This is a genomic window from Pseudonocardia kujensis, from assembly GCF_021283305.1.
In the GTDB taxonomy this organism is placed as follows: Bacteria; Actinomycetota; Actinomycetes; order Mycobacteriales; family Pseudonocardiaceae; genus Pseudonocardia; species Pseudonocardia kujensis.
On record NZ_JAJSOK010000011.1, the window covers coordinates 15,764 to 41,152 of the forward strand.

The window sequence follows — 25,389 nt, forward strand, 5'->3', positions numbered from 1 at the left end:
GTCTGTCGGTGAGCCGAACTCAACGGCCGGAGGCATGCAGGCCCGTCATCAATGCGGCGAGATCGTCCGGCTCGAGGAACGAGGGCGGCGGTGGCGGTCCCCAGTCGAAGAGGCCCTGCGCCCCTTCGAAGACCTCCGGGGTCCACGTCTCGTCCTCGCCGATGACGTCCATGTCGGCGTAGTACTCGGAGAAGTTGCCTGCCGGGTCCTTCAGGTACCAGAAGAAGTTCGAGCCGGCGTGGTGGCGCCCGAGGCCCCAGACGTGGCGCGCGGGATCGGCCTCCAGCATCGCCTTCGCCCCGCGCCCGACGTCGTCGACGTCGTCGACCTGCCAGCTCGTGTGGTGCAGGAAGTTCACCGGGGCGGCCAGGGCCAGGACGTTGTGGTGGTCGGTCGAGCAGCGCAGGAACGCTCCTCGGGTCCCGATGTGGTCGCTCACCCGGAAGCCGAGCACGTCCACGAAGAAGGCGACCGTCGTCGCGAGGTCCACGGTGCCGACCACCGCGTGCCCGAGCCTCCTCGGCCGGACCGCTGCGGTCCGGAGCACTCCGGGCGCCCGGCCTCGCCGCTCGACGCGGCCGGGTCCGTTGTACGGGGGCGTCGGCGCCGGGGACTGCGCCAGGCGCGGGGCGACCGCCACCGTCACCTCGAACCCGACGACCGGCTCGACGGCGGTGAGGGTGTCATCCCGAACCGTTCGCGGGAGGCCGCGTCGCTCGAGTCGCGCCGCGATCCGCGCGACGTCGTCCCGGTCGTCGCACCCGACGCCCAACTCGACCAGGCGTCGGGTGCGTGCGGGCACGATCCTGAGCTGCTCGCCCCCGTCTCGGCTGGCGAAGGCCCCGCCGCCGAGGTGCTCCAGCCCGAACTCGGTGTAGTAGCCGACGGTCTCCGCCACGGCGGGGACGCCGATTGTGACCCGGGTCAGCCGGTGCAACGCCACCTCACACCTCCGGCTGCTCGGCGACGAAGGTCTGGTGCAGCTCGCCGATGCCCTCGACCCAGCTGACGAGCCGCTCGCCCGGGGCGAGGAACCGCTGCGGGGTCCGCCCGATCCCGACCCCGGATGGGGTGCCGGTGAACACGAGGTCGCCGGGGTACAGGGTCAGGACACGGGACAGCCTCGCGATCAGTGCGGGCACCGGGAAGATCAGGTCACGGGTCCGTCCGTCCTGGACGATCGTGCCGTCGATCCGGCAGCCGAGCGCGAGATCGTCGGGGTCCGGGAACTCGTCCGGGGTGACCAGCCAGGGCCCGACCGGCGCGAAGCCGGTGAAGGACTTCCCCAGGCCGAACTGGGGTGCGGGGCCCGCAGACTGGGTGATCCGCTCGGAGAGGTCCTGACCTACGGTCAGGCCGGCCACGGCGGACCAGGCGTCCGCCTCGGCGACGCGGTGGGTGGTCCGACCCATGACGACGACGAGCTCGACCTCCCAGTCCGTGGTCCCGCCGTCCGGGAGGGCCACGGTCGTGTCGGGGCCGCTCAGGGCGCTGGCGAACTTGGTGAACGTGGGCGGCAGTGTCTCCGGCGCGGCGAAGCCGGACTCCGCGGCGTGCTCGGCGTAGTTCAGCCCGATCGCGAGGATCTGCCGCGGTTCGGGCGAGGGGCTGTCCAGGTCCGCACGGGAGACCGGCACGGTCCGCCGGCGCGGAGCGGTGTCCGCCCACTTGCGGAAGGCCTCCCAGTCCCGGTACACCGCGGCCGGGTCGGGACCGAACGCCCCGTCACTCGCCTCCGCGACGTCGACACCCTCGGTCTCGGACAGCAGCAGGGTGGCCCGACCGGCCACGTTCGCCAGCCTCATCGGACGACCTCCTCGGTGACGGTCACCGTCAGGTTCCCGATCCGGCTGACGGTCATGTCGAGCTTCTCGCCTGCCGCGATCGGCCCGACCCCGGGTGGGGCGCCGGTGAAGATCAGGTCGCCCGGCAGCAGCGTCATGACGGAGGACGCGTAGGCGACGATCCGGGGCACCGAGACGATCAGCTCGTCCGTGGAGACCGCTTGCCGGACCTCCCCGCCGCAGGTCAACCGGATGTCCAGGCCGGAGCCGTCGCCCACCTCGTCCCGGGTGACGATCCACGGCCCGACGGGGCTGAACGAGTCGTAGCTCTTGCGTCGGGAACGGTCTGCGGGGCTGCGCACGGTGATGTCCAGGCCGGCGGTGAACCCGAGGACGTGGTCCAGCGCGGAGTCGGGCGGGATGTCCCGCCCGCCCGCGCCGATCACGACGACGAGCTCCGACTCGTGGTGGACCTCGTGTCCGGCGGCCACGACCGCGGCGGGCAGCACGACTTCGGCACCGGGCCCGACCAGCGAGGACGGCGCCTTGAGGAACACGTCGAACTCCATCATCCACGACTCGACGCGGCCCAGGGTCCGCTCCTGCACGCCGTGCATCTCGGTGACGTGCTCGCGGTAGTTGGACGCGGCCGCGACGATCTTCGACGGGCCGAGCGCGGGAGTGCGGAGGACGACGTCCGCCGCGGGGCGCCGCGGCCCCTGCGCGGCCGCCCGTTCGAGCGCGGGTCGGGCGTGCGCGAAGTCCCGGCACAGGGCCCGCCACCAGCCTGCGGTCAGCGGGTCGGGATCGTGCGCCCACGGGAGCGCCTCGGTGACATCCACGATCTCGTCTCCCGACCCGCCCGAGACGACGATCCCGAGGCGGTTCGCGTCGAACACTGCGAGTCTCACCTCGCTCCTCTCCTTCCAATGGTGTGCGAGAAGTCCTCGACGACCGGCTGCGGCCGGGCCAGGACCTCCCGGCGAGCAAGCCCCAAGGCCCGCAGGACGGGTTCGTCCGACAGCACGAACAGGTCGGCCGCCTCGGCGACGTGCTCCACGGCGGTCCAGGACGGGACCGCGAGCATGTCGCCCGGGCCCCAGGAGAAGCGGCGCCCGTCGATCACGCTCTCGCCGCGGCCGCGGAAGACGACGTGCACCGCGTTCCCTGCCCGCCGCACGGCCGGGCCGTGCCCGCGCACCCGGTGCACCGCGCACGACAGGGTCGGCAGCACGCTCGCCCCCGTGCCGGGGTCGGTGTACTCGACCGTCAGGACCGGGGCGTCGGACGCCAGCCCGAGCCGGGTCAGCTCGGCGTCGGTGTCCGCCCACCGGTAGGTCAGCAGCTCCGCCGGGCGCGGGCTGAGGACCTCGGTGACCCCTCCCGGGGTGTACCGGCGCCCGGCCGGTGCCCGTGACTCGGACACGTTGTGAGCCGGGGGAGCGGGCTGGGACTCACCGGGGCCGGGCCAGTGCTCGAAGAAGACCCCGTCCAGGGCCTCGACGATCGGCAGGTCCAGCCCGTCGAACCAGAACATCTCCGCGTCGCCGGCGTTCGTGTGGTCGTGCCACTGCCCGGACGGGGTGAGGACGAGGTCGCCGGGGCCCATGTCGCAGGCGTCGCCGTCGACGGTGGTCCACACACCCTCGCCCTCCAGCACGAAGCGGACCGCGCCCGGGGTGTGCCGGTGGGCGGGCGCCACCTCGCGTGGGCCCAGGCACTGCAGGGCCCCCCACAGGGTGCCGACCGCGTACGGCCGCCCCCCGAGACCCGGGTTGGCGAGCGCCAGGACCCGCCGCTCGCCACCGCGCTCGACGGGAACGAGGCGGATCGCCTCCCGTGCCAGCGGTTTCATCGTCGCGGCGGGCCAGAGCCACGGCACGGCGCGCGGGCGGGGGGTCGGGGTGAGCAGGTCCTCGGTGATCGTCCAGAGCGGCTGCAGGTCGGCTGCCGCGAGGCCGGCGTAGAGGGCGGTGAGATCCGGCGTCGGGTGCGGGTCGATGTCCTGCGCGGTCATCGCTCGCCCTTCGCGACCGGGGCGATCGGGCCGTCGTTCGGCGCGGTCGCAGCCGCAGACCCCGTGGGGCGCGCCGAACCGCGCAGACCCAACCCGACCGTGGGCACGTGCGCGGTCTCCGGGGCGGTGGCGAGGGCAAGGCCCGCCGCGGTCATGATGCCCACGAAGAGCCAGGCGATCGCGGGCCAGCCGTCGGGGTCGCCCTGGACCATCGACTGCGCGATCGCCGGGATGAACCCGGTCACCACGATCCCGGTGGTGAAGCTGACCGCCATGCCGCTGAACCGGACGTCGGCGGGGAACATCTCCAGGAACGCCACCAACAGCACACCCGAGGTCATCGACACGAAGACCCCCATGAGCACGAGACCGTAGAGATAGATCTGCAGCCAGTCCCCGGCATGGAGGGCGTGCAGCCACAGGGGCACCGTCGCGGCCGACCCGATCGCCCCGACGACGAAGACGGGCCTGCGCCCGATCCGATCGGACACCAGGCCGAACAGCGGCTGGGTCGCGATCATGACCAGGCTCGCGATCGCGACGAGGCCGAGCAGGCCGGACCGCTCCAGGCCGATCGCCGTGGTGCCGTAGGCCAGGCCGAAGATGTAGACCAGACCCGCGGGGGCGATGCAGATCGACGCCACCACGATCCGCAGCACGGCCCCGAGGTGGTGGCGCAGCACCGCCGCGATCGGGACCTTCCGGGCCAGCCCCTCGCGCGCCAGCCGCTGCAGCACCTCGGGTTCGCTGAGCCTGCGGCGCAGGACGAACGTCAGCAGCACGACCAGGGCACTGGCCCAGAACGGGATCCGCCACCCCCAGGCCGCCATCGTGTCGGCGGGCAACAGGGCGGCCAGCGGCACGAACACCACGAAGGCCAGGAAGTTGCCCAGCTGCGAGCCTGCCTGCGTCCAGCTGGTGTAGAACCCGCGGCGGTCGTCGGGGGCGTGTTCGAGGGCGAGCAGCGCGGAGCCCGCCTGCTCCCCACCGGCGGAGATCCCCTGGACCAGGCGCAGCAGGATGAGGAGCACGGGGGCGGCCGGGCCGATCGTCGCGGCACTCGGAATGCAGCCCACCAGGAACGTCGCGACGCCCATCGTCAGCAGGACCGCCAGCAACACGCCCTTGCGGCCGATCCGGTCGCCCAGGTGGCCCCAGACCACCGCCCCGAGGGGGCGGGCGACGTAGGCGACGCCGATGCTCGCGAGGGCGAGCAGCGTGTCGTAGGAGTTCTGCGGGAAGAAGACCGGCCCGAAGTACAGCGCGGCGGCCGTCCCGTAGATCAGGAAGTCGTAGTACTCCAGCGTCGTCCCGAAGAAGCCGGAGACGGCGGCGATGCGCGCTCGGCGGCGCTGTCGTGGCGCCGGAGGTGGTGTGGTCGTGTCGGACATCCGTGTCGGACCCTTCCCAGCCGGTGAGCGGGCGCCCTACGGCCCGCTCCCTCTTAAACACGAGTTAAGTTAGGTCGGCATCCCACCGCTGTCAACCGGTGCGCCGGGTTCGAGCTCGCCGCCACGACGGAGCCGTGCCCCGTGGTCGGGACGCCACGAGCGGGCGGAGGCGCGCGTCGCCGCGCCCACCGGACGGCGGGCAGCGGGGGGCACTAGGACGGGCGACGCGTCGCGGGTTCGTGCAGCAGGTCGAGGATGTAGCGGATCATCTCGCCCGGCGGTCGGCGGTGCTCCATGGGCAGGTGCACCGCCTCGAACACCGCCTCGATCAGGTGCGCCGCCAGCTCGCGGTCGGTGTCGATGCCGCGGTCGTCCAGGACCTGTCCGACCATGTCGCGCAGCCACTCGAGCCACATGTCGTGGGCCTCGCGCACGCCGCTGTGGTGCATCAACCGGTCGTGCATCGCCTGGTGGAGGGACCGATAGGACCGCATGCTCACCAGGCCCCGGGTCAACCTGGCCGCCGGGTCCAGCTCCGAGTGCTCGGCGGCGAGGGCGCGGAAGTCCCGCCCGAGCAGCTGGCGCATGACCGCCGCGAACACCTCGTCCTTGGACTTGAAGTACCAGTAGATGTTCGCCCGGGTGACACCGGCGGCCTTGCTGATGTCCTCCATCGTGGCGCCCTCGTAGCCCCGGGTCAGGAACACCTCGGTCGCCGCGGCGACGAGGTCGGCGCGGCGTTCCTCGAGCGGGATCTGAGCGCGGTTCCTCGGCACCGGATCCCATCCTTCGCTCTCGCGGACGACCCTCGGACCGGAGCGGGCGGGTCGCGGGTGAGTCTACCCAGGCGGCGACCCCGCCGTTGACCCCGACCCGACGCGCGCCTATCTTAAACGTCATTCGAGAACGGAGCTGGATCGTGACACAGCAGTCATCGCCCGCCGGCGTGATGGCCACGACCTCGGGGGCCGTCGAGTCGTCGGACGGCACGCCGATCGAGTACCTGCGGGTCGGCAGCGGGCCGCCGGTCGTCGTCTGCCATGGCTCGTTCGCCGTGGCGGAGGACTGGCTGCCCTTCGCTCGGGAGCTCGGTGCGACCCACACCGTGTGGCTCTACGACCGGCGTGGCCGCGGCCCCGGCCCCCGTACCGAGCCCGCCCCGGCGGTCGACGCCGAGGTCGACGACCTCGCGGCCGTGGTGGCTCGGGCGGGCACCGCGGCCGCGCTGCTCGGCCACAGCTTCGGGGGCGGGTGCGCCCTCGCCTACGCCGGCCGCGACGGCTTCCCGGGTCCGGTCGTCCTCTACGAACCTCGACACTCGATCACCGGTCCGGTCAGTGCGGGGCGGATCCCCGAGATCCGTCGCCTGCTCGCCACGCACGGTCCGGAGGCCGCTGTGCGCGCGATCCTGGCCACGGTCGTCGGCCTCCCCGAGGAGGACATCGCCGCGTTCGCGGGCTCGCCCCTGTGGGGGCGGATGCTGCAGACCGTCCACGCGTTCCCCGACGAGCTGAGACTGCTGGACAGCCTCGCCTGGCGACCCGGGGACCTCGCGGGCGCCCGCGGACCGACCTGGCTGCTCGTCGGGGAGACCAGCCCGGTGCTGCCCGCCGATCGCGAGGGTGCCCTCGGCGGCGTCCTCCCCGGGCTCCGTCGGGTGGTGCTCCCCGGGCAGGGACACTTCGCCTACCTGTCCGCGCCGGCGGCGCTGGCCCAAACGGTCCGCGAGTGTCTCGCCGCGTCCGACGCCCCCCTGCCGAGGGCGGGATCATGACGACGGCCGATGCCGGGTCGATCAGGGTGATCGGCGTGGAGGAGCACGCGTGGACCGCCGAGCTCCGCGACGCGCTGCTGCGCTTCGGCGGGGACGACACGGTGAACCTGCTCAGCAGCCGCCCCCAGACCGACCACCGCCTGCAGGAGGTCGGCGCGGAGCGGATCGCGCGGATGGACGCCGCCGGCGTGGCCGTCGAGGTGCTCTCGATCACCAGTCCGGGCACCCAGCCGCTGCCCGCGGCCGAGGCGGTCCCCCTGGCCCGGGACGCGAACGACTTCCTGGCGGCCGCCGTCCGGGCGCATCCGGACCGGTTCGCCGCCTGGGCCACGCTCCCCACGCCGGACCCGCCGGCCGCGGCTCGCGAGCTGGAGCGCTGCGTGCAGGAGCTCGGCATGGTCGGCGCACAGCTGGTCCCGCTGACCGGGGACCGCTACCTGGACCACGCGTCGTTCCGGCCGGTGTTCGAGGCGGCCGCCGCGCTCGGGGTCCCGCTCTACCTGCATCCCGGTCAGCCCCTCGCCGCGGTGCGCGACGCGCTCTACGGCGGCTTCGACGACTGGACCAGCCTCAACCTGGGCACCGGTGGCTGGGGGTGGCACGTGGACGCCGGCCTGGCCGCCTTGCGCCTGATCCTGGCAGGCACCTTCGACCGGCACCCCGACCTGCAGATCGTCCTCGGTCGATGGGGCGAGCTGCTCGTGCCGTTCGCCGACCGCGTCGACCTGCTCAGCGAGGACAACCGCACGCTCGAGCGGCGGGTCGTCGAGTACCTCACCGGCAACTTCCACGTCACGGCGGGCGGTGTGCTCAGCCACCGGATGCTCGCGTCGGCGATCGCCGTTCTCGGGCCCGACCGCGTGATGTTCGGGGACGACGATCCGTACCGCGGCATGAAGGGTCGGTTCGGCGGCCCGGGCGGGGCACGCGAGTTCGTCGAGACCGCTCCGCTCGGTGCCGAGCAGCGTCAGAGGTTGGGCCACCTCAACGCGGAACGACTACTCGGGCTCTGGCCGCGCACCGCTTACGCCGACCATCTCAGACCTCGAATCCGATGACGGGGAGGGTGGCGAGGCCGCGGACGGTGTTGTTCAGGTGTCGTGTCGGCCTACCGATGTGGATCCGCCGAGCGCGTTTCGCAAGGGCCCTGATGATTGACTGGGCCTCGATGCGGGCCAAGGCTTGCCCGGCGCAGGCGTGCGTGCCATAGCCGAAGCTCAGGTGATCCGAGGGGTTGCGGGTCACGTCGAAACGATCGGGTTCTGGATAGTGCCGCTCGTCGCGGTTGCCGGAGCCGTACAGCACCAGCACCTGGGCGCCGGCCTCGATGGTAATCCCGTCCTCGGTCTCGGCGGCGCGGGTGGTCCTCCGCCCGAACACCTGGACAGGTGACTCGTAGCGGAGGACCTCGTTGAGTGCGCTGGGAACCAGGCCGGGATCGGCGCGGACGAGGTCCCACTGGTCGGGGTGGGTGGCGAACAGGTGAACGGCGTTGGCGATGGTGTTGATCGTGGTGTCGAGGCCCGCGGCGGCGTAGGCGGACAGCAGGGGAATGCACGACTCGTGCCGAATCCGGCCGTCGTCGGCCGCCTGGAAGATGGCACGCCCCATGCTGCCCTCCTTCAGATCCTCGGGGCCGAGGGTGGCGAGCCACTCGAACATCTCGCCGAGCGAGGCCAACCCCTGTGCGGCGCGGGTGTTCATCGGGCCGAGGACGGTGAAGGTCGCGTCGGCCCAACGCAGCATGTGGGGCCGGGCCTCGTCGGGAAGCCCGATGAGGTCGAAGACGACGGAGAAGGGGAACTCCGTGGCGAGGTCGGTGACCGCGTCGAAGCTTCCCTTCTCCAGCAGCCCGTCGACCAGGGCGTCGGCGCGAGTGGCGATGTCCTGCTCCAGGGGGCGCACCGCGCGGGGGCCGAGGCGGTCGGACAGCACCGAGCGCAGCGCGCCGTGCGCGGGCGGATCCGTGGCCAACACCGTGCCCACCAGCATCGGTGCGACGGTGTCGTTGAGGGCGACCCCACTCGCGGAGAAGGTCTCCCAGTCACCGAGCGCGTGGCGCACCGAGTGGTAGCGCGGGAGGGCCCACGCACCGAGCGTGTCGAGAACGACCGCCCCGCCCTGGTCCCGGAGCCTGCGGTAGGTCGGGTAGGGATCGTGGAGGGTCTCGTCGCTGAAGAGGTCGACGTCCGAATGAGGGGTGCGGGCGGTGAGTGTCATCGGTGGTTCCTTCGTCTAGGTGATGGGCGCCGGCTGGGTGAGCGCGCGCAGTCTGGTGATCGGTACCCGTCGGTTGACAGCGGCGGCGGTGCCCGGGTGGCCGGGCCAGCGGAGCAGGAGCCCTTCGTCGCCGACCTCGCCGTCGGACGAGGTTCCCGCGACGACGGTGGGTTCGCCGGGCATCGGCAGTGGTCCGCACACTCGGACCGTCATGCCGAACTGCTCGGTCCAGAAGGTCCGTGACGGGACGAGCGCGGGAGCGGACTCTCCCTCCAGGAGTGCCGCGGCGGCCGTGCGAGCTTGTTCGAACGCATTGGTCCAGAGCGGGGTGCGCCGCGGTCCGAGCGGTGTGGGGAACGCTGCGACGTCGCCTGCGGCCACGATGTCGGAGGTGAACCTGCATCGGGTGTCCACCGCGATGCCGCCGTCGACGGCGAGGCCCGCTGATCGCAGCCACTCCACCTCGGGTACGCACCCGACGGCGCTCAGCACGATGTCGCCCTCGAACCGCCGCCCGTCGGCGAGCTCGACGACCGGGGTGCCGGAGTCGGACGCCCTGAGCCGCACCCCGCCGGGGGAATGGGCGAACCGGACGCCGTGGCGCGCGGCGGCCGCCCAGAGCAGATCGGCGAGCAAGGGGCCGAGCTGAGCACGAAGCGGCGGCTGTCGGTCGACCAGCGTCACGCTCGCTCCGAGCCGGACACAGCCCGAGGCCAGCTCCATGCCCAGGATCCCGGCGCCGACGATCACGACCTCCGATCCCGGTCCGAGTCGCCGGGCCAGGTCTCGGGCGTCGTCGACGTCGCGGAACGTCGTCTCCCGTACGCCGGGATCGGCCGCGCCGAGGTCGCTCAGCCGTCGGGCTCGGGCACCGGTCGTGACCGCGAGCTTGTCGTAGCCGATCCGGTCCCCGTCGGCGAGGACGATCTCGCGCCGGACGGGATCGAGTGCGGTGGCGGCGACGCCGACGATCTCGTCGACCTCGCACGACAACGATGGCAGCGCGATGTCAGAGAGGGCGTCTGTCCCGGCGAGGACGCCCTTGGACAACGCGGGCCGGTTGTACGCCGCCCGCGGCTCGGCTCCGATCAACGTCAGCCGACCGGTGAAACCGTGCCTGCGGACCGTGTCCACGAGGGTGACACCGGCCAGCGAGGCGCCGACGACGACGAGCCGTTCAGCGGGCGGCATCACCGCGCCTTGAGCGCCGCGACCGGACAGACCCGGACCGCCTCCTCGGCGTTCACCGCCGACGAGTCGGGGACCTCCACCTGATCGAGGACGAGCTCGCCCTGGTCGTCGAGGTGCATGAGGTGCGGTGCCGCCTCGGCACAGAGGCCGTAGCCCTCACAACGGTCTCGGTCGATGGTCAACTTCACGGCAACTCCTCGATGAGCTGGGGAAGGAAGATGTGGCGAGGCCGGGGGGACCGGCTCGATCAGGCGGGGGTGGGCGGGACTGCCGGCGGCTCGGTGCCGAGCGGAAAGCCGCACAGCAGCATCTGCGTCGTGAAGGCGATGTGGTCGCGCAGGAGCTCGGCTCCCCGATCCGCGTCTCGGCTGACCGCGGCGTCCGCCAGGGCCTTGTGCTCGGCGGCCGGGTCGCGGTCGTTCTCGGCGATGAGTGGAGCGGCCCACCGGCGGTAGAGCTCGGCCTCGGCCCGCAGACCCTGACTGATCTCGATCAGCCTGCGGTTACCGCAGCCGGCGAGCAGGGCCGCGTGGAAGTCCTCGTGCGCGAGGTACCAGGCGTCGCCGCGCACGCCGTCCTCGACCTCACGCTCCCGGATCACCAGCAAGTGGTGGGCCGCCACCACCTGCGATTCCCAGCGCTCGTCACCGAAGACGATCGCCCGCCGGAACGCCAGGGCCTCGACATCGACCCTGGCCGTCGTCAGGTCGGTCAGCTCGTCCGCGGACAGCGAGGCCACCGCGTAGCCGAGGTGCGGCTGCAGCGTCACGAGCCGCTCCGCGGTGAGCTTGGTGAGCGCTTCTCGCACCGGCCCGACACTCGTGCCGTACCTCGCGCACAGATCCGGGAACTTCAAGCGGGAGCCCGGCTCGAGGCGCGCCATGAAGATGTCCGCACGCAGCTTCTCGTAGAGCTCGTCGCCCCGTGTTCCGGATCCGCCCCGCTTGGCCATGCGCAGACTGTACCCATGAGAAGCAGATCCTGCCAACTTTTCAAAGTTGCCTTGACACGAGAATCTGAGTCGGGCCAGAGTGCAGTTCGCGGCCAGTGCCAACGCTCGAGGAGGAGCGCGATGACGCCACGGTGGGCAGCCACTTCATGAGCACGACGATCAGGACGATCACAACACTGTGCGAGGACACGATCTGGGGAGAGGCACCCCGCCGCCACGGCGGTGCGCTGTGGAGCTCGGACACGCAGGCCGGTCAGCTCCTCACCGTCTCCGAGACCGGCGTGACGCGCACGGCGCTCGCCGAGCCCACCAACGGGATCTGGTTCCTGCCGGACGGTCGCCTCGCCGCTGCCCGCTGGCACGGCAGGCGCATCGACGTCCTGGAGGACGGCGAACCCGCTCCCTACGCCGACCTCGCCGACCTGGTCCGAGGCGCGGTCGGCGACATGTCCGGCACCGCCGACGGGCGGCTGTACCTCGACGACATGGGCGAGAATCCCCACAGTGGTGAGCCGGTCGGCCGAGTCCTCGTGATCGACCCGGACGGGTCGGCTCGGGTCGCGGCCGAGGGCCTGCGTTTCCCCAACGGGATCGCCGTGCTCGGCGACACACTCGTGGTGGCGGAGACCCACGCCACTCGGCTGACGGCGTTCGACATCGAGTCCGACGGGACCCTGACCCACCCCCGCACCTGGGTCGATCTCGCGGGCCTGCTCGGCGAGAACCACCGGCCGGACGGGATCTGGCCCGTCCCCGACGGATCGATCTGGGTCGCCACGACAGCGGGCGAGGAGTTCGTCCGGGTCGACGGCTCGCGGGTCCTCGACCGGATCCGGACGCCAGGGGAGTTCGCCATCGCCTGTTGCCTCGACGGCTCTTCCTTGTACCTCTCGGTGTCGCGGAGCACCGACCCCGCCCTGGACCTGCTGTCCGAGGCCCTGCCGCAGAAGAAGGTCCGCGGGCGGATCGCCCGCGTCGACGTCTCCACGTGAGCGCGTGCTCACCCCAGGAAGGAGGACAGCGATGTCCGAGTCCGTCGGTGTGATCGTCATCGGAGCGGGTCCATCGGGCCTGGCCACCGCAGCACTGCTCGTGGGTAGGGGGGCGCGGGTCGCGCTCGTCGATCCCTATCGCCTCGCGGTCCACCATCCGCGTGCCACCCACGTCGACGACGAGACCGTGCGCATCATGCAGACGCTCGGCGCGGCGCATCTGGAGCCACAGTTCCTTCGGCACGCCGACGGCGGCTACGAGATATACGATGCCCACCATCGACTCGTCCGCTACATGCCCTGGCGGCCGGAGCCCACCGACCAGGGCTGGTACGGGGACTATCAGTTCTTCCAGCCGGATCTCGAGAACGTGCTGCGCGGGCGGCTGCACGCGTCGCCGCACTTCGCCTCCTACCTCGGGTGGCGGGCCACGGCGATCGAGCAGACCGACACACAGGTGACGGTGACGGTGCGCCACGACCGGACCGGCGAGCAGCGCACGCTGACTGCGCGCTACCTGGTGGGCTGCGACGGGGCCCGGTCCACGGTGCGGGGGCTGATCAGCCCGGACGTCGAGGATCTGCGCGGTACCCACCGCTCGCTGATCCTCGACATCGCCCCGTTCACCACGAGTCCGGCTGTCCCGGTCAACGACGCCTTTACCAAGGCGATCCCACCCAACCCGATCACCTGCCTGCCGATCTCGCACGGCATGGTCCGCTTTGAGTGGCTGCTCAACCCGCGCGACGTGACCGAGGACTTCGAGCAACCCGCCCGGTGGTACGAGCTCCTCGCCCCCTTCTACGCCCCCGGGGACTACCGCATCGCCCGAGCGGACGTGTACCGCTGGGAGTCCCTCCTGCCGACCAGATGGCGGCGGGGCAACCTGTTCATCGCCGGCGACGCGGCCCATCAGATGCCCCCACACCTAGGGCAGGGGATGGGCTCCGGGCTGCGGGACGCCATGAACCTGGCCTGGAAGCTCGACGCCTGCCTCGCGGGCGCCGACGAGTCGCTGCTCGACACCTACCAGTCCGAGCGCGAGCCCCACGTGCGCGTCTACGTCCAGGCGGCGGTCGCTGCCGCTAACGGCGTCGAGTGGATGTCGGAGAACCCGGGGGAGCCCGGTGACGCGCCGGCGGTCGCCGAGGCGGCGATGCCCAGTCCGCAGCTCGGCCCGGGTGTGCACGGCACCACTGCAGGGGGGAGCGGAGCCCTGAGCCCGCAGCCACGACTGCTCGGTGGGGAGCGGATGGACGACGTCGTCGGCTACCGGTTCGCCGTGATCGGCGATCCGACCCTGCTCGGTGCTGTCGACCCCGCCACTGCGGCGGCGTGGGAGCGGATCGGTGCGTCGGTGATCGCCGAGACCCCACCGGAACTGCGGCGATGGCTCGACGAGCACGGGGCGGACGCCGCGGTCATCCGTCCAGACCGCTACGTGCTCGGGCTCGCGAGCTGCGCCGATGAGCTCGACACGCTCACTGCTCGCCTCGTCACGGTGCTCGACGCACCGCAGCGGACGCCGGTGAACGGGCGTGTCTCGGTGACAGAGGGCGTCTGACCATGCGGTTCGTCACTTACGCGTCCCCGCACGGCGGAGACCGAGTCGGTGTGGTGCAGGACGGCGAGATCGCGGGCGCCGAGCTGGGCATCACGCTGCTGGACCTTCTCGACTCGGGCGAGCTGATGGCCCGGGGTGCGGAGATCTCTTCGATGCCGGACGAAGTGATCCCCCTGGCGGGAGCCACACTGCGAGCGCCGCTGCAGCCCCGGTCGATCCGGGACTGCGCAGGGTTCCTGCAGCACCTGCGCAATGTCTCGATCGCGGCGGACATGCCCGTCGACGAGCGGCACACCCACTTCCCGCCGTTCTACTTCACCAACCCCGCTGCGGTCATCGGCCCGTACGACGACGTCCCGATCTCCCCGGACAGCGTCATGTTCGACTACGAGCTGGAGGTGGCCGCGGTGATCGGAAAGCCAGGCTCGACCATCCCGCTCGCGGCAGCCGAGGAGCACATCGCTGGCTACATGCTCTTCTGCGACTGGAGTGCCCGAGACCTGCAGATGCACGAGATGCCGCTGCGGCTCGGCCCCGCGAAGGGCAAGGACACCGCGAACACCCTCGGCCCGATGCTCGTCACGCCTGACGAACTCGAACCCTTTCGCGCCGCGCGCGGATTCGACCTCGCCATGAGCGGCCGGGTGAACGGCGACCTCGTCTCGCGGGGGAACTGGAACACCATCGACTGGGGCTTTCCCGACATGGTCACCTATACATCGCGGGGCACGACGCTGCGCAGCGGTGACGTCATCGGGTCGGGCACCGTCGAAACCGGCTGCCTGTTCGAGCACTACTGCACCGACCCGGATGGCTTCCGCGGCTGGCTGAAGCCCGGCGACGAGGTCGTCCTCACGGTCGAGCGACTGGGCGAGATCCGTCACCGGATCGTCGAGGGTGTGCCCGCCGAGCGCCTGAGCAGCGGATTCTGATGGACACGACGCTGCGGTCCCTGCTGGTGCCCGCGCTCGACCGTTTCGGCGGCCGGACGGCCGTTCACGTCGGGCACACTCGGACGAGCTTCGGCGAGCTCGTCGCGAGTGCGAACCGGCTCGCGCACGTCCTCGTCGAGCTGGGCGTCCGGCCGGGCGATCCCGTGGCGCTGATGATGACCAACCGTGTCGAGTGGCTCGTCGCCGACCAGGCCATCCTCCGCGTCGGCGCGGCGAAGGTGCCGGTCAACGCGATGCTTGCGGAACCGGAGATCGTCTTCATCCTGAACGACTGCGGCGCCCGTGTCGCCCTGGCCGATGAGCCCATGGCGACGATCGCCCGGGAGGCCGGGCTCGGCACGGTCCTCGTCCCGGGACCGAGCTGGGACGAGGCGCTGGCCGCCGCTGACCCTTCCCGGCCACCGGACGTGACGGTCGCGGGCACGGACACCGCCCTCATCCTCTACACCGGCGGGACGACCGGCCGGCAGAAGGGCGTGGTCCACACCCAGGCCGGGCTCGCGCTCAATCTGTTGGCCCACGTCGTCGAGATCGGCCTCCAGGACGACGAATGCCTGCTGCTCAGCTCGCCTCTCCCGCACTCGGCCGGGTTCCTCGCCCAGGCCGGTCTGCTCAAAGGCGGATCGCTCGTCGTCGAAGCGCGGTTCGACCCCGGCCGGGTACTCGAGTTGGTCGAGCGTCATCAGGTGACGCTGTTGTTCGGAGTGCCCACGATGATCTACCGGCTGCTCGACGAGGCAGCGGGCAGGGATGCGGACGTCTCGTCGCTGCGCACCATCCTCTACGGCGCGGCTCCGATCACCCCGGAGCGGCTCACGGAGGGACTGCGCCGGTTCGGCCCGGTGTTCATGCAGCTCTACGGACAGTCCGAGGCGCCCAACTTCCTGACCCGGCTGACTCGCGAGGACCACGACCCGGCCCACCCCGAACGACTGCACAGCTGCGGCCGGGCCGCCACGACGGTGACCCTCGCGGTGCTCGACGACTCCGGTGAGCCGGTGCCTGCAGGGGAGGTGGGCGAGGTCTGTGCGCGGGCGCCCTACGTCATGACCGGCTACCACGGCCTGCCCGAGAAGACGGCGGCCACCGTGCGAGACGGGTGGCTGCACACCGGGGACATCGGTGCCCTGGATCACCAGGGTTATCTCCACCTGCTCGACCGGCGCAACGACATGATCATCAGCGGTGGGATGAACGTGTACTCGACCGAGGTGGAGAACGTCGTCGGCGCCTGCCCAGGGGTCGTGCAGGTCGCCGTCGTGGGTGTGCCGCACCCCGACTGGGGGGAGGCCGTGGTCGCCTTCGTCGTCGCGACCGACGACCTGGACATCGCCACTGTCGACCGACGGTGCCGCGCTGAGCTGGCCGCCTACAAGCGGCCCAAGGAGTACCGACGCGTGACGGCCCTGCCGACCACCCCCCTGGGGAAGGTCGACAAGAAGGCGTTGCGAGCAAGCACGACCGAGAGAGTGGAGATCTGATGCAGGTTGCGACAATCAGGACCGAGGCCGGGCTTCGTGCGGTGCGGCGCGACGGGAACGAGCTCGTGGTGCTGCCCTTCGACCACGTCGGCGGGCTCATCGCCTCGGGCGAGGACTGGGCGGCGCGGGCCGCCCATGCCGACGGCGCGCGGGTCCCGCTCGCCGACGCGGACTTCGCGCCACCGATCCCGATGCCGGAGAAGGTGTTCTGCGTCGGCCTCAACTACCGCGACCATGCCGCCGAGGGCGGCCTGCCCGTCCCCGAGTACCCCACACTCTTCGCCAAGTACGGCCGCAGCCTCATCGGCGCCAACGACGACCTTCGCATCCCTGGCGCGTCGAAGCAGGTCGACTGGGAGGTCGAGCTCGGGGTCGTGATCGGCCGGGCCGCCAGGCACGTGAGCGAGGAGGAGGCCGAGGACCACATTGCCGGCTACACGATCGTCAACGACGTCTCCATGCGGGACTGGCAGCTGCGGACCTCGCAGTTCCTCGCGGGCAAGACGTTCGAGGCGTCCACCCCGGTTGGGCCCTACCTGGTCACCCCGGACGAGGTCGACCACGCCCATTCCCTGGCGATGGAACTGTCCGTCGACGGCCAGGTCAAGCAGCGAACCACTACCGACCAGATGATCTTCTCGGTGCGGCAGGTGATCTCCTATATCAGCACGATCATCACTCTCGTGCCTGGCGACCTGATCGCCACCGGCACCCCGGCGGGCGTCGGGCACGTGGCCTCTCCGCCGACCTACCTGACCCCGGGGTCGACGATGACCTGCAGCATCGAGGGCTTGGGCAGCCAGCACACGCGCTGCGTCCCCGCCAGCGAGGGCGCGACGGTGGCCGCCTGATGCCCGGCCACGTCATCAGCGAGGTTGGCCACGTGTCGCTGCGGGTCCGCGACCTGGCTGCCGCGGAGGAGTTCGCCACCAACGTTCTGGGCCTGCTGGTCAGCGAGCGCAGCACGGACACGCTGTGGCTCACCCATGGCGGCCCCCATCACACGCTGAGCTACACGCGCGCCGACGAGGATGCCCTCGACCACGTCGGGCTCGTCGCCCCGGACGCCGAGGCGCTGGCCGAGGTCTACAAGCGCGTCGACTCGGCGGGCTTGCGGATCGTCTCGGACAAGCCGCTGGACCCGGCCGTCTCCGACGGGTTCGCCTTCGCCGACCCCGACGGGTTCGTCTACGCCGTCTACAGCCGGATGGCCCGGTCGAAGGTGGCCTCACCGACGTCAGGCCTGCGGCCGCGGCGTCTCGGGCACTTCAACTTCTTCGTCTCCGACCCGCGGCGCACCGAACGCATGCTGGCCGAGATCGGAGACTTCCGAATCTCCGACCGCATGCTCGACGGCGTGTTCCTCCGTTGCAACGTTGACCATCATGGCATCGGGGTGTTCCCCGGTGCGGGGCGGATCCACCACGTGGCATGGGAGTACCCCAGCATGATCGAGGTCGCCGCGGTCGCCGACCTCGTCGACGCGCGCGGCGAATCCGTCCTCTGGGGACCGCTGCGGCACGGCATGGGCCGCAACATCGCCACCTACGTGCTCGAACCCAGCGGCCTCGTGCAGGAGTTCTACTGCGACATGGAAAGGATCTACGACGACGCCGGACATGTACCCGGCGAGTGGAGCCCGGAAGGCCACAAGTGGGTAAGTCTCTGGGGTCCCCACCTGACCCCCGACGGATTCACCGAGCTGGGCTTGCCCCCCGCGTCTCGCGGCTGAGCGGCGCGGACCGAGCGGTGGCCGTGCCCCGGGGTCGCGGCGGGTTGCCGGGATCCCCACCTCGTCGAGAGTTGCGCCGGCGAGCGTGTGGATCTCCTACCCTCGGCGCTCCGGCGGAATCACGACACCTCCGCCAGCTCGCGGTGGAACGCACGCTCGGTCGGCTGGCGCCTCGGCCCTCGAAGGACGAGCACTGCTCAACTCGCGGCGCCGGGCACGCCCTGCATGGCGCCGCTGTCACAGGGCGCGACAGACCAAGATCTCGGCCGCGGACCGTGCGGTCGAAGCGCTGCTGGTCTGCCCGAGGATCGCGTGGCTCACGATGGCGCCCTCGTGCAGGCAGAGCAGCTGCTCTCCAAGAGTGCCGGGGTCGATGGCGCCGACCTCGACGACAAGGGCGTGGAAGAGGTCGCGCAGCCAAGACTTCTCGGCGACCACGAGCTGGTGTGCGGGGTGGTCCGGATCGGGGAACTCGGCGTAGGCGTTGATGAAGGCGCAGCCACGACCGCCGGCGTCGAGCCACTCCGGCAGCGCGTCGAAAGGAGCCAGCACCCTGGCGACCCGGTCGGCGCCCGCGTCGTCGAGGCGGGACAGGACGACGTCGCGCCACTGTCGGTCCCGGGCAGAGAGGTAGGCCGCCACCAATGCGTCCTTCGACCGGAAGCGATCGTAGAGAGTGCGTTTGGTGACGCCGGACTCTGCGGCGATGGTGTCCACGCCGACGGCGTGGAAGCCGCGCCGGTAGAACAGCTCGGAGGCTACTTCGAGGATCCGCCGAGCCCCCGGCGTCAGACCCTCATCTTCGGGTTCGGTGCTCATCTGATCACCCCTGGACTTCACAGATCAGTAAAGTTACTCTGCGCGTGATTCACAGATCAGTGTAGTGAGGGAGTAGGGCCGATGGCGTGGATGCTCGACCAGGAGTTCGAGACCGACCAGGGTGTGATCCGGTGGGCGACGACGGGCGTTGGAGAGCCGGTCGTCCTCCTGCATGGAACGCCATACTCTTCGTTCCTCTGGCGCGACGTTGTTCCGGCCCTGTCTCGCCACCGACAGGTCTACGTCTTCGACCATCTCGGGTTCGGCCAGTCCGAGCAGCGGGAAGGGCAGGACCTGAGTCTGGTGGCCCACGCCCGACGGTTCGCAGCTCTGCTCTCGCAGTGGGGACTCGAACGACCGAGCGTGGTCGGCCACGACATCGGGGGGGCGATAGCCCTCCGCACGACCCTGCTTGAGACGGTACCCTTCGGCGACCTCGTCCTGGTCGACGCCGTCAGCGGCGGCGCGTGGGAGCGCGGGCTCTTCGCGCTGCTGCTGGAGCACCCCGACGTGTTCAGTCGACTCCCGAGCTACGCCCACGAGGCCCTCGTGTCCAGCCACCTGAGGCAGGGCACGAGCGTGGGGTACCGCCCGGGGGTAATGGAGACGTTTCTGGAGCCGTGGCGTGGCGTGAAAGGTCAAGCGGCCTTCTATCGACAGTACCGCCAGCTTCGGCAGACTGACACCGCTGCATACGAGTCCCTGCTCCCGGGACTATCGATCCCCGTGCGCCTGCTCTGGGGTACTGAGGACCGCATTCTGCCCCCGCCTTATGCGGACTGGATCCACGAGCGGATCCCCCACTCGGAATTGCACTGGATCGGCGGTGCGGGTCACTTGGTCCAGGAGGACGCGCCGGCCCAGCTGGTCAGTCATCTGGTCGAGGCGCTGGTCGCGGCGGATTAGTTTAGAGGTCATTTCAGAATTACTTCGCCAGCCGGTGGTGGCAGGTCAGGGCGCTGGCGAGGTGGAGTAGGCCGAAATGAATGTTGGCAAGGCATTCGTCGCGGTCGAGCCGTCTGAATGGGTGCAGCCAGGCCGAGCCACGCTCGACGCCCCAACGGATCGTGCCCAACCCGGAGCCGTGCGCGACACCGCAGCGCGTGATCCGTCGAGCGATGCCACACTCGCGCCGTAGCCACCGCTACTTGTCGAAGTCCAGCCGCGGTCGGCGTAGAGCTTCCGGGGCCCCATCTGAGCAGCGCATACACGTGCCAGCGTCGCCCATCAACCGGTTGAGATCGAGGTCTGGATCCAGCTTCCCGGCGGGCGAGGCTCGGCGAGCAGCAGCTCGTTCAGCCACACCCGGCATTGATCGAGCCCCGCAACCGCCGCCAGCAGCTCACCCCGAGCAGCCGATGGAGGCAGCGGGCAGCTGGTTTCACGCGATCCGTCCGGAGCACGTAGACGACTCCGGCCAGCGCCCCGTGCACGCGTTCAGGATGGGCAAGAGGTCCGTCGGCGGCCTGCCGATCGTGCAGATCCTGCAGTACATGGAATCGTCGACATCCCCATAGGCGTCGATACGGGCGCCGAACGCCTCCTGCGCGTCGAGGCGGACCACCAGCCTGAGCTCGTCATTCGCACTTCCTCGCGCACCTCGCCGAGCAGGCGCCGCCGATCGCGTGACGCTTTGCCCGCGAGCCGGGGGTGCAGGCGATCAGCGTGGGCGGCGAGCCGGGCCTGCCGAGCGCGCGGAGAACCTCGAGCACTTCCGGGGTGCCACGGTTCGGGAGAACCTGGGCGGCACCGACATCGCCTGCACCTGCTGGGGAGTGCGAGGCGAACGCCGGGATGCGTGTTCTGTCGCCCGACCTCGTGGTCGCCGAGCTGATCGACCCGGAGACCGGCGAGCGCGTGGACCCGGCCGCGGGTGCTGAGGGGGACCTCGTTTACACCGCGCTGCGTCTGCGTCCCGAGGCGTCGCCGCTGCTGCGCCTTCGTACCCGCGACCACGTTGTTGTGACGGGCACCGACGGCGCCTGTGGGCGGACCGGATACGAGAGTGCGGTGCGTCCGGGGACGGACGGCATGCTGATCGTCCGCGGGACCAACGTCTTCCAGTCCGCGATCAAGGACCTCGTCCTGAGACTCGCGCCCGCATGACGGGCGAGATGCGGATCCGGGTCGATCTCGCCGGCCACTCCGCCCAGCAACCGCTGCCGCTGGTCGTCGAGCACGTGACGGACCTGGAGGGCTACCGCCAGGACGAGCTGCGGCACCCGATGAGGACCGGGTCCGCTCGGCGCTGAACGTGAAGAGCCGGGCGCAGCTGGTCCCGGGAGGCGCCCGAATCACATCAAGGTTGCGCTGGTGAGGAGAGCCGGGACGTGATGCGGCGGATCGGGCACCCGGGCGGTCGTCGACGGGGGCGCTGATGCCCGGTTGGGACTTCGTCGAGCTGGACCTCAAGTTCCCATGGAGGCTTGGCTCGCGCCCATTACGCGCCGTGGTCGCGGGCCGGCGGCCAGCACGCGTGACCGAACCTCCGGGAGCTCGATCGTCGGGCCGGGCGCCGTCCGGACCGCTATCAGCGCTTCGACGGGTGTAACGCCTCACCTACTTGAGCTAGGGGTCGTTGTCGGGTCCTAAGTTTGCGAGCCAACTCTTGATGGTGTCGCCCGCATTGTTGAGTTCGGGCGGCGCGTGATGTTGTGCGCGCGTCCGCTCCGCTCCGGCGGCGTCGAAGAACCTGAGTGCGGGTCCGGGAAGGCGAATCGCCCCCCTCGCAGGATGGTCGACTTCGATCAGGAGCCCCTGACTCTCCAGCTGGTCCCAGGCGTACACCTCGTCCAGCGTGCGAACGGAGCCGGACGGCACCCCGAGGCGGTCGAGGCGCCCGAGGAGCTCCGCCTTCGTCTGCGTCCGGAACCTGTCCTCGATCAGCCGGATGAGCTCGTCGCGGTTCGCCACCCGGTCGGCGTTGTCGCGGAAACGTCGGTCGTCCCGGGGCAACTCGAACCCGGCCGCGAATCGGGACCAGAGCGGTTCGCTGCCGACCGCGATCTGGACGAACCCGTCCTTGCACGCGAACAGTCCGTACGGCGCGATGGTCGGGTGGTGGTTGCCGGCCGCGCGGCCGAGCTCGCCGCCCACTGTCCAGCGCGTGCCCTGGAAGGCGTGCATGCCGACGCCGGCGGCGAGGAGCGAGGTGCGGACGATCTGGCCGCGTCCGGTCCGTTCCCGCTCGAGGAGCGCGGCCAGGACGCCGATGGTCCCATTCACACCCGTGGTGAGGTCACAGATCGGCACCCCGAAGCGCTGTGGGTCGTCGGGGCTCGAACCGGTGAGCGACATCAGGCCGGTCTCGCCCTGCGCGATCTGGTCGTAGCCCGGGCGGTGTGCTTCTGGCCCGTCATGGCCGAAGCCCGAGATGGACAGCACCACCAGTCGGGGGTTGAGGCCGAGCAACGACTCCGGCGCCAGCCCGAGCCGCTCGAGCGTTCCCGGACGGAAGTTCTCGATCAGCACGTCGGCCGCGGTGACGAGCCTTCTCAGGACCGCACGGTCGGCGTCGTCCTTGAGATCGAGCGCGATCGACTCCTTGTTGCGGTTCGCGCTGAGGAAGTAGGTGGAGACCCGTTCGCCCGTGGCGTGGTCGTCCAGGAACGGGGGGCCCCAGGCTCGGCTGTCGTCGCCCCGCCCGGGGGCCTCGACCTTGATCACGCGCGCGCCGAGGTCCCCCATCATCATCGCGGCGTGCGGGCCCGCCAGCGCGCGCGAGAGATCGATCACGAGGAGCTCGCTCAGTGGGCCGGTGTGCCCGGGTGCCTCACTCATCGTCGGACGTGGCGGTCGTCGGGGGGTGTTGAGTGGCACGGTGCTCGGCAAGCACGTCACGTCCGAAGTCGTTGGCCGGGTCTCGCCACACCGCGTGGACGTGGTTGGCGTGGTCCTCGGTGTTGTCGAACTCGACGAGGGTGACCGGCCCCTCGATGCGGAAGTAGTGGGGGGTGTCGATCGTGTGTCCCCCCGCCCAGACGAAGTGCAGGCCGTCGAGCCCGGCCGCGCGGATCCGGTCCATCTCCCGGCCCACCTGTGCTAGCCGCACGTTGCCCAGGAACGAGGCGAGGAGCTCGTCGAACGCGGCAGTCTGGGCCGGGGACATCGCGGAGCGGGGCAGGCCGCGGGGTCTGCCCCGGACGTACCTAAGCGCGGCGCGGTCCTCGTCGGTGATCATCGCGTCGCGGCGTCCGACGCCGTGGATGTCGGGCCATTCCTCGGCTCCGATCACCGGCACGCAGCGGGTGGCGAAGTCAGGCGGGGGAACAGGATGGATCGTCGCCCTCGCGCGCTGGTCCGGGGTGAGGGAGTCGAGCAGGCGGAACGCACGGTCCTCCTCCTCACCGAGGATCCGGAAGGGGCCGATGCGCGCGGGCTCGGCCCCGAGCAGCAGGGGCGTCACCGCCATCCGGTCCTGACCCACGACGGTGACGTTCAGCGACAGGTGGTGTCCGACAAGCCGCCAGCCCCAACTGCTGTCCGGCTGGGGCTGGTCGAAGAAGGTGAGGTAGTAGCCGTTCGGGTCCCGGAAGTGGGCCGCGACGTGGCCGAAGACGTCGACGTTGAGCTCGCGCAACACGTTCTCCAGGCTCATCACCTGGACAGCCTTGGCATAGCCCTCGACCGACATGCTCTGCGCGACGAGCCGGTGGGTGAGGTAGCGCTGGGTGTCGTTCATGTCCCGCAGCGGGAGGCCGGCGCGCCCCGACTCCGGCAGGAAGTTCCAGTGGGTGCGGCTTTCGTGGGCCATCGGGATCACGATCCGTGACCTCTGCGCGGCGTCGAGATGGTCGAACAGCGCCATCGCGGCGAAGGTGACCGCGGTCGGGTCGAAGTCGCCCTCGATGGGCCGGTTGCGGGGCGCGTGCAGCAGGTGCTCCTCCGAGCTCACGAGATCGCCCTGATCACGAGCATGCTCGCCGGGACGTCGCCCTCGTTCGTCACGGTACGGGACTCTCCCCGGGCGAAGTGCACGGTGTCGTTCGGCTCGAGCACGACCCGGTTCCCCTCGCTCTCGAAGGTCAGCGTGCCGGAGAGCAGCACGTACACCGTCTCCGCAGGTTGGACGGTCGGTTCGGCCCGGCCACCGGGCTCGTACCGGGAGAGGACGACCGTGAAGCGTTCGACGGGTGTGGTCGGCCCGCCGTGCACCCACAGTGGGACGACCCCCTCGTGGCCCGGCGACTCGAACGCCTCGGCCTCGTGCAGCTTGGTGACTCGCATCGTGCTCGGTCCTCACCTATTTGTTGGCGTTGTCCTCGACCGGCGTGCTGACGACGCCGATGCCCTCGACCTCGACCTCGACCACGTCGCCGGGCTGCAGCAGCCTCGGGGGGGTGCGCGCGTACCCGACTCCCGACGGCGTGCCGGTGGCGATCATGTCCCCCGGGGTGAGGGCGAAGGTGCGGCTGATGAAGGCGAGGACGTCGGCGACCCCGAAGATCATCTCGTCGGTTGTGGCCTCCTGCATGACCTGGCCGTTGACGCGGCTGATCACCTTGCGCCGCCCCAGCTCTCCGACCTCGTCCCTGGTGACCAGGTCCGACATGGGTCCGCTGCGGTCGGCGTTCTTGCCCAGCGTCCACTGCGTGGTGAGCTTCTGGGCGCGCCGGGCGGTGATGTCGTTGAACGCGGCGTAGCCGAAGATGGCGTCCTCGACCTCGTGCGGCTCGGCGCAGCTCAGCGGCCGCCCCACCACGACGAGGAGCTCCGCCTCCCAGTCGAGCCCGTCCTCGTCCACGGGGATGCGGACCGGGGTGTCGCCGACGGCCAGCGACGGCGTCCAGCGTCCGAAGATCGTCGGGTGGTCGGGGACGTCGAAGGGCCCCTCCGCCGCGTGCTCCCGGTAGTTCAGCCCGACGCAGAGGATGCGGGCGGACGGCTTGACCGGGGGCGCGAGCCGCACGCTCGACGCCGGGATTCGGACACTCGCCCGCAGGCCCGTCTCGATCGCCCCGTCGGGGTCGTGCCAGAAGTCCGTGACCGGGCCCAGCGGGATGAGATCGTGATCGCGGCGCGCCGCCACGTGCACCTCCCCGGCCAGCTCGTAGCCGATGATGCGCATGCTCAGTTCCCGTACTGACGGGCGAGCCACCCGTTCGGGGCCGCACCGACGACGACGATCGAGCGGTCGCTGATCAGCCAGCGCCCGTCGGGCTGTCGCACGAAGTGGTCCTCCCACCGGCCCCAGTGGTCGGGCGCGGCCTCGTCGGTGATCGCGATGTACATGGTCCGGACGTCGGCCTCGGTCTCGCCTGCGAACTCGATGTCGATGGTGGTTGCGTGGTGCTGGATCACCGTCGGCTCGGCGCCCTTGACGACCTTCGCCATCTCGTGTGCCCCGACCTGGACGCCGTCGGGGAAGCGGATCGTCGCGTCCGGGGTGTAGAGAACCGACATCCCGGCGAAGTCCGCCTTCTCCTTCGCCATCGTGCAGTAGCGGTGCATCACCGCGGCGATCAGCGCGCGGTCCTCGATGCGGGCATCGCCCAGGCTGGTGTCGCTCATGTCCTGTCT

The 25,389-nt window shown here is 70.8% G+C and carries 27 protein-coding genes; 11 read left to right on the top strand and 16 right to left on the bottom strand.

The window, feature by feature from the left end:
- Window positions 1–19: 19 nt before the first annotated feature.
- From LWC35_RS10420 to LWC35_RS10445, 6 genes are all read right to left on the bottom strand, one after another.
- Window positions 20–943: a VOC family protein gene (locus LWC35_RS10420; RefSeq protein ID WP_232869851.1), complete on the bottom strand. Its 924-nt coding sequence runs from the start codon at window positions 941–943 to the stop codon at window positions 20–22.
- Window position 944: 1 nt separating this feature from the next.
- Entirely contained in the window at window positions 945–1,805 is an 861-nt protein-coding gene (locus LWC35_RS10425; protein WP_232869852.1) for a fumarylacetoacetate hydrolase family protein, read from the bottom strand.
- Window positions 1,802–2,695 carry a fumarylacetoacetate hydrolase family protein gene (locus LWC35_RS10430; protein WP_232869853.1) on the bottom strand — a complete coding sequence of 298 codons (894 nt, stop codon included), beginning with the start codon at window positions 2,693–2,695 and terminating at the stop codon, window positions 1,802–1,804. Before LWC35_RS10430 ends, LWC35_RS10425 begins: the two co-directional genes overlap by 4 nt.
- A complete protein-coding gene (locus LWC35_RS10435) occupies window positions 2,692–3,801 on the bottom strand; it encodes a cupin domain-containing protein (RefSeq protein ID WP_232869854.1) in 1,110 nt (369 codons plus the stop codon). The genes LWC35_RS10430 and LWC35_RS10435 overlap by 4 nt, the downstream gene beginning before the upstream one ends.
- Complete coding sequence (locus tag LWC35_RS10440; RefSeq protein WP_232869855.1) at window positions 3,798–5,192, bottom strand: MFS transporter; 1,395 nt, start codon at window positions 5,190–5,192, stop codon at window positions 3,798–3,800. The genes LWC35_RS10435 and LWC35_RS10440 overlap by 4 nt, the downstream gene beginning before the upstream one ends.
- Window positions 5,193–5,404: 212 nt before the next feature.
- Window positions 5,405–5,968: a TetR/AcrR family transcriptional regulator gene (locus LWC35_RS10445; protein WP_232869856.1), complete on the bottom strand. Its 564-nt coding sequence runs from the start codon at window positions 5,966–5,968 to the stop codon at window positions 5,405–5,407.
- A 143-nt stretch (window positions 5,969–6,111) separates the two neighbouring features.
- Between LWC35_RS10445 and LWC35_RS10450 the strand changes: the two genes are divergently transcribed.
- Together LWC35_RS10450 and LWC35_RS10455 are read left to right on the top strand one after the other, a co-directional pair.
- Window positions 6,112–6,966, top strand: a complete 855-nt coding sequence (locus tag LWC35_RS10450; protein ID WP_232869857.1) for an alpha/beta fold hydrolase — start codon at window positions 6,112–6,114, stop codon at window positions 6,964–6,966.
- Window positions 6,963–8,024 carry an amidohydrolase family protein gene (locus tag LWC35_RS10455; protein WP_232869858.1) on the top strand — a complete coding sequence of 354 codons (1,062 nt, stop codon included), beginning with the start codon at window positions 6,963–6,965 and terminating at the stop codon, window positions 8,022–8,024. Before LWC35_RS10450 ends, LWC35_RS10455 begins: the two co-directional genes overlap by 4 nt.
- On the opposite strand, the gene LWC35_RS10460 is transcribed toward LWC35_RS10455, so the two are convergent.
- From LWC35_RS10460 to LWC35_RS10475, 4 genes are read right to left on the bottom strand one after another with little or no spacing between them, the layout of a single operon-like run.
- Window positions 8,005–9,186, bottom strand: coding sequence for a cytochrome P450 (locus LWC35_RS10460; RefSeq protein WP_232869859.1), 1,182 nt, complete (start codon window positions 9,184–9,186; stop codon window positions 8,005–8,007). The two genes, LWC35_RS10455 and LWC35_RS10460, sit on opposite strands and share 20 nt — an antisense overlap.
- A gap of 15 nt (window positions 9,187–9,201) precedes the next feature.
- Window positions 9,202–10,377, bottom strand: coding sequence for an NAD(P)/FAD-dependent oxidoreductase (locus LWC35_RS10465; protein ID WP_232869860.1), 1,176 nt, complete (start codon window positions 10,375–10,377; stop codon window positions 9,202–9,204).
- Complete coding sequence (locus LWC35_RS10470) at window positions 10,377–10,565, bottom strand: ferredoxin (RefSeq protein WP_232869861.1); 189 nt, start codon at window positions 10,563–10,565, stop codon at window positions 10,377–10,379. The genes LWC35_RS10465 and LWC35_RS10470 overlap by 1 nt, the downstream gene beginning before the upstream one ends.
- A gap of 59 nt (window positions 10,566–10,624) precedes the next feature.
- Window positions 10,625–11,329: a GntR family transcriptional regulator gene (locus tag LWC35_RS10475; protein WP_232869862.1), complete on the bottom strand. Its 705-nt coding sequence runs from the start codon at window positions 11,327–11,329 to the stop codon at window positions 10,625–10,627.
- Between the two features lie 146 nt (window positions 11,330–11,475).
- Here LWC35_RS10475 and LWC35_RS10480 point away from each other — a divergent pair, with 146 nt between their 5' ends.
- From LWC35_RS10480 to LWC35_RS10505, 6 genes are read left to right on the top strand one after another with little or no spacing between them, the layout of a single operon-like run.
- The gene (locus LWC35_RS10480; RefSeq protein ID WP_232869863.1) at window positions 11,476–12,321 is read left to right on the top strand and encodes an SMP-30/gluconolactonase/LRE family protein; all 846 of its coding nucleotides are present in this window, start codon (window positions 11,476–11,478) and stop codon (window positions 12,319–12,321) included.
- Between the two features lie 31 nt (window positions 12,322–12,352).
- On the top strand, window positions 12,353–13,885 hold the full coding sequence (locus LWC35_RS10485) for a bifunctional 3-(3-hydroxy-phenyl)propionate/3-hydroxycinnamic acid hydroxylase (RefSeq protein WP_232869864.1): 1,533 nt from the start codon (window positions 12,353–12,355) through the stop codon (window positions 13,883–13,885).
- A 50-nt stretch (window positions 13,886–13,935) separates the two neighbouring features.
- Window positions 13,936–14,817 (top strand): fumarylacetoacetate hydrolase family protein, encoded by an 882-nt coding sequence (locus LWC35_RS10490; RefSeq protein ID WP_232869865.1) that lies wholly within the window; start codon window positions 13,936–13,938, stop codon window positions 14,815–14,817.
- Entirely contained in the window at window positions 14,817–16,319 is a 1,503-nt protein-coding gene (locus tag LWC35_RS10495) for a class I adenylate-forming enzyme family protein (protein WP_232869866.1), read from the top strand. Before LWC35_RS10490 ends, LWC35_RS10495 begins: the two co-directional genes overlap by 1 nt.
- A complete protein-coding gene (locus LWC35_RS10500) occupies window positions 16,319–17,170 on the top strand; it encodes a fumarylacetoacetate hydrolase family protein (protein WP_232869867.1) in 852 nt (283 codons plus the stop codon). Before LWC35_RS10495 ends, LWC35_RS10500 begins: the two co-directional genes overlap by 1 nt.
- A complete protein-coding gene (locus LWC35_RS10505) occupies window positions 17,170–18,051 on the top strand; it encodes a VOC family protein (protein WP_232869868.1) in 882 nt (293 codons plus the stop codon). Before LWC35_RS10500 ends, LWC35_RS10505 begins: the two co-directional genes overlap by 1 nt.
- Window positions 18,052–18,288: 237 nt before the next feature.
- On the opposite strand, the gene LWC35_RS10510 is transcribed toward LWC35_RS10505, so the two are convergent.
- Window positions 18,289–18,870, bottom strand: coding sequence for a TetR/AcrR family transcriptional regulator (locus LWC35_RS10510; RefSeq protein WP_232869869.1), 582 nt, complete (start codon window positions 18,868–18,870; stop codon window positions 18,289–18,291).
- 81 nt (window positions 18,871–18,951) lie between these two features.
- Between LWC35_RS10510 and LWC35_RS10515 the strand changes: the two genes are divergently transcribed.
- The 3 genes from LWC35_RS10515 to LWC35_RS10530 all read left to right on the top strand — a co-directional run bounded on the left by LWC35_RS10515 (window position 18,952) and on the right by LWC35_RS10530 (window position 21,122).
- Window positions 18,952–19,776, top strand: coding sequence for an alpha/beta fold hydrolase (locus tag LWC35_RS10515; protein ID WP_232869870.1), 825 nt, complete (start codon window positions 18,952–18,954; stop codon window positions 19,774–19,776).
- Window positions 19,777–20,664: 888 nt separating this feature from the next.
- Window positions 20,665–20,976: a phenylacetate--CoA ligase family protein gene (locus tag LWC35_RS10525; protein ID WP_232869871.1), complete on the top strand. Its 312-nt coding sequence runs from the start codon at window positions 20,665–20,667 to the stop codon at window positions 20,974–20,976.
- Window positions 20,973–21,122, top strand: a complete 150-nt coding sequence (locus tag LWC35_RS10530; protein WP_232869872.1) for a hypothetical protein — start codon at window positions 20,973–20,975, stop codon at window positions 21,120–21,122. The genes LWC35_RS10525 and LWC35_RS10530 overlap by 4 nt, the downstream gene beginning before the upstream one ends.
- Window positions 21,123–21,438: 316 nt before the next feature.
- On the opposite strand, the gene LWC35_RS10535 is transcribed toward LWC35_RS10530, so the two are convergent.
- The 5 genes from LWC35_RS10535 to LWC35_RS10555 are packed head-to-tail and all read right to left on the bottom strand — an operon-like array spanning window position 21,439 to window position 25,380.
- Window positions 21,439–22,650, bottom strand: coding sequence for a CaiB/BaiF CoA transferase family protein (locus tag LWC35_RS10535; RefSeq protein WP_232869873.1), 1,212 nt, complete (start codon window positions 22,648–22,650; stop codon window positions 21,439–21,441).
- Window positions 22,643–23,764: a DUF3500 domain-containing protein gene (locus tag LWC35_RS10540; RefSeq protein ID WP_232869874.1), complete on the bottom strand. Its 1,122-nt coding sequence runs from the start codon at window positions 23,762–23,764 to the stop codon at window positions 22,643–22,645. Before LWC35_RS10540 ends, LWC35_RS10535 begins: the two co-directional genes overlap by 8 nt.
- Window positions 23,761–24,096, bottom strand: coding sequence for a cupin domain-containing protein (locus LWC35_RS10545; RefSeq protein WP_232869875.1), 336 nt, complete (start codon window positions 24,094–24,096; stop codon window positions 23,761–23,763). The genes LWC35_RS10540 and LWC35_RS10545 overlap by 4 nt, the downstream gene beginning before the upstream one ends.
- A gap of 16 nt (window positions 24,097–24,112) precedes the next feature.
- Window positions 24,113–24,937 carry a fumarylacetoacetate hydrolase family protein gene (locus LWC35_RS10550; RefSeq protein WP_232869876.1) on the bottom strand — a complete coding sequence of 275 codons (825 nt, stop codon included), beginning with the start codon at window positions 24,935–24,937 and terminating at the stop codon, window positions 24,113–24,115.
- 2 nt (window positions 24,938–24,939) lie between these two features.
- A complete protein-coding gene (locus LWC35_RS10555; protein WP_232869877.1) occupies window positions 24,940–25,380 on the bottom strand; it encodes a nuclear transport factor 2 family protein in 441 nt (146 codons plus the stop codon).
- Window positions 25,381–25,389 lie beyond the last annotated feature (9 nt).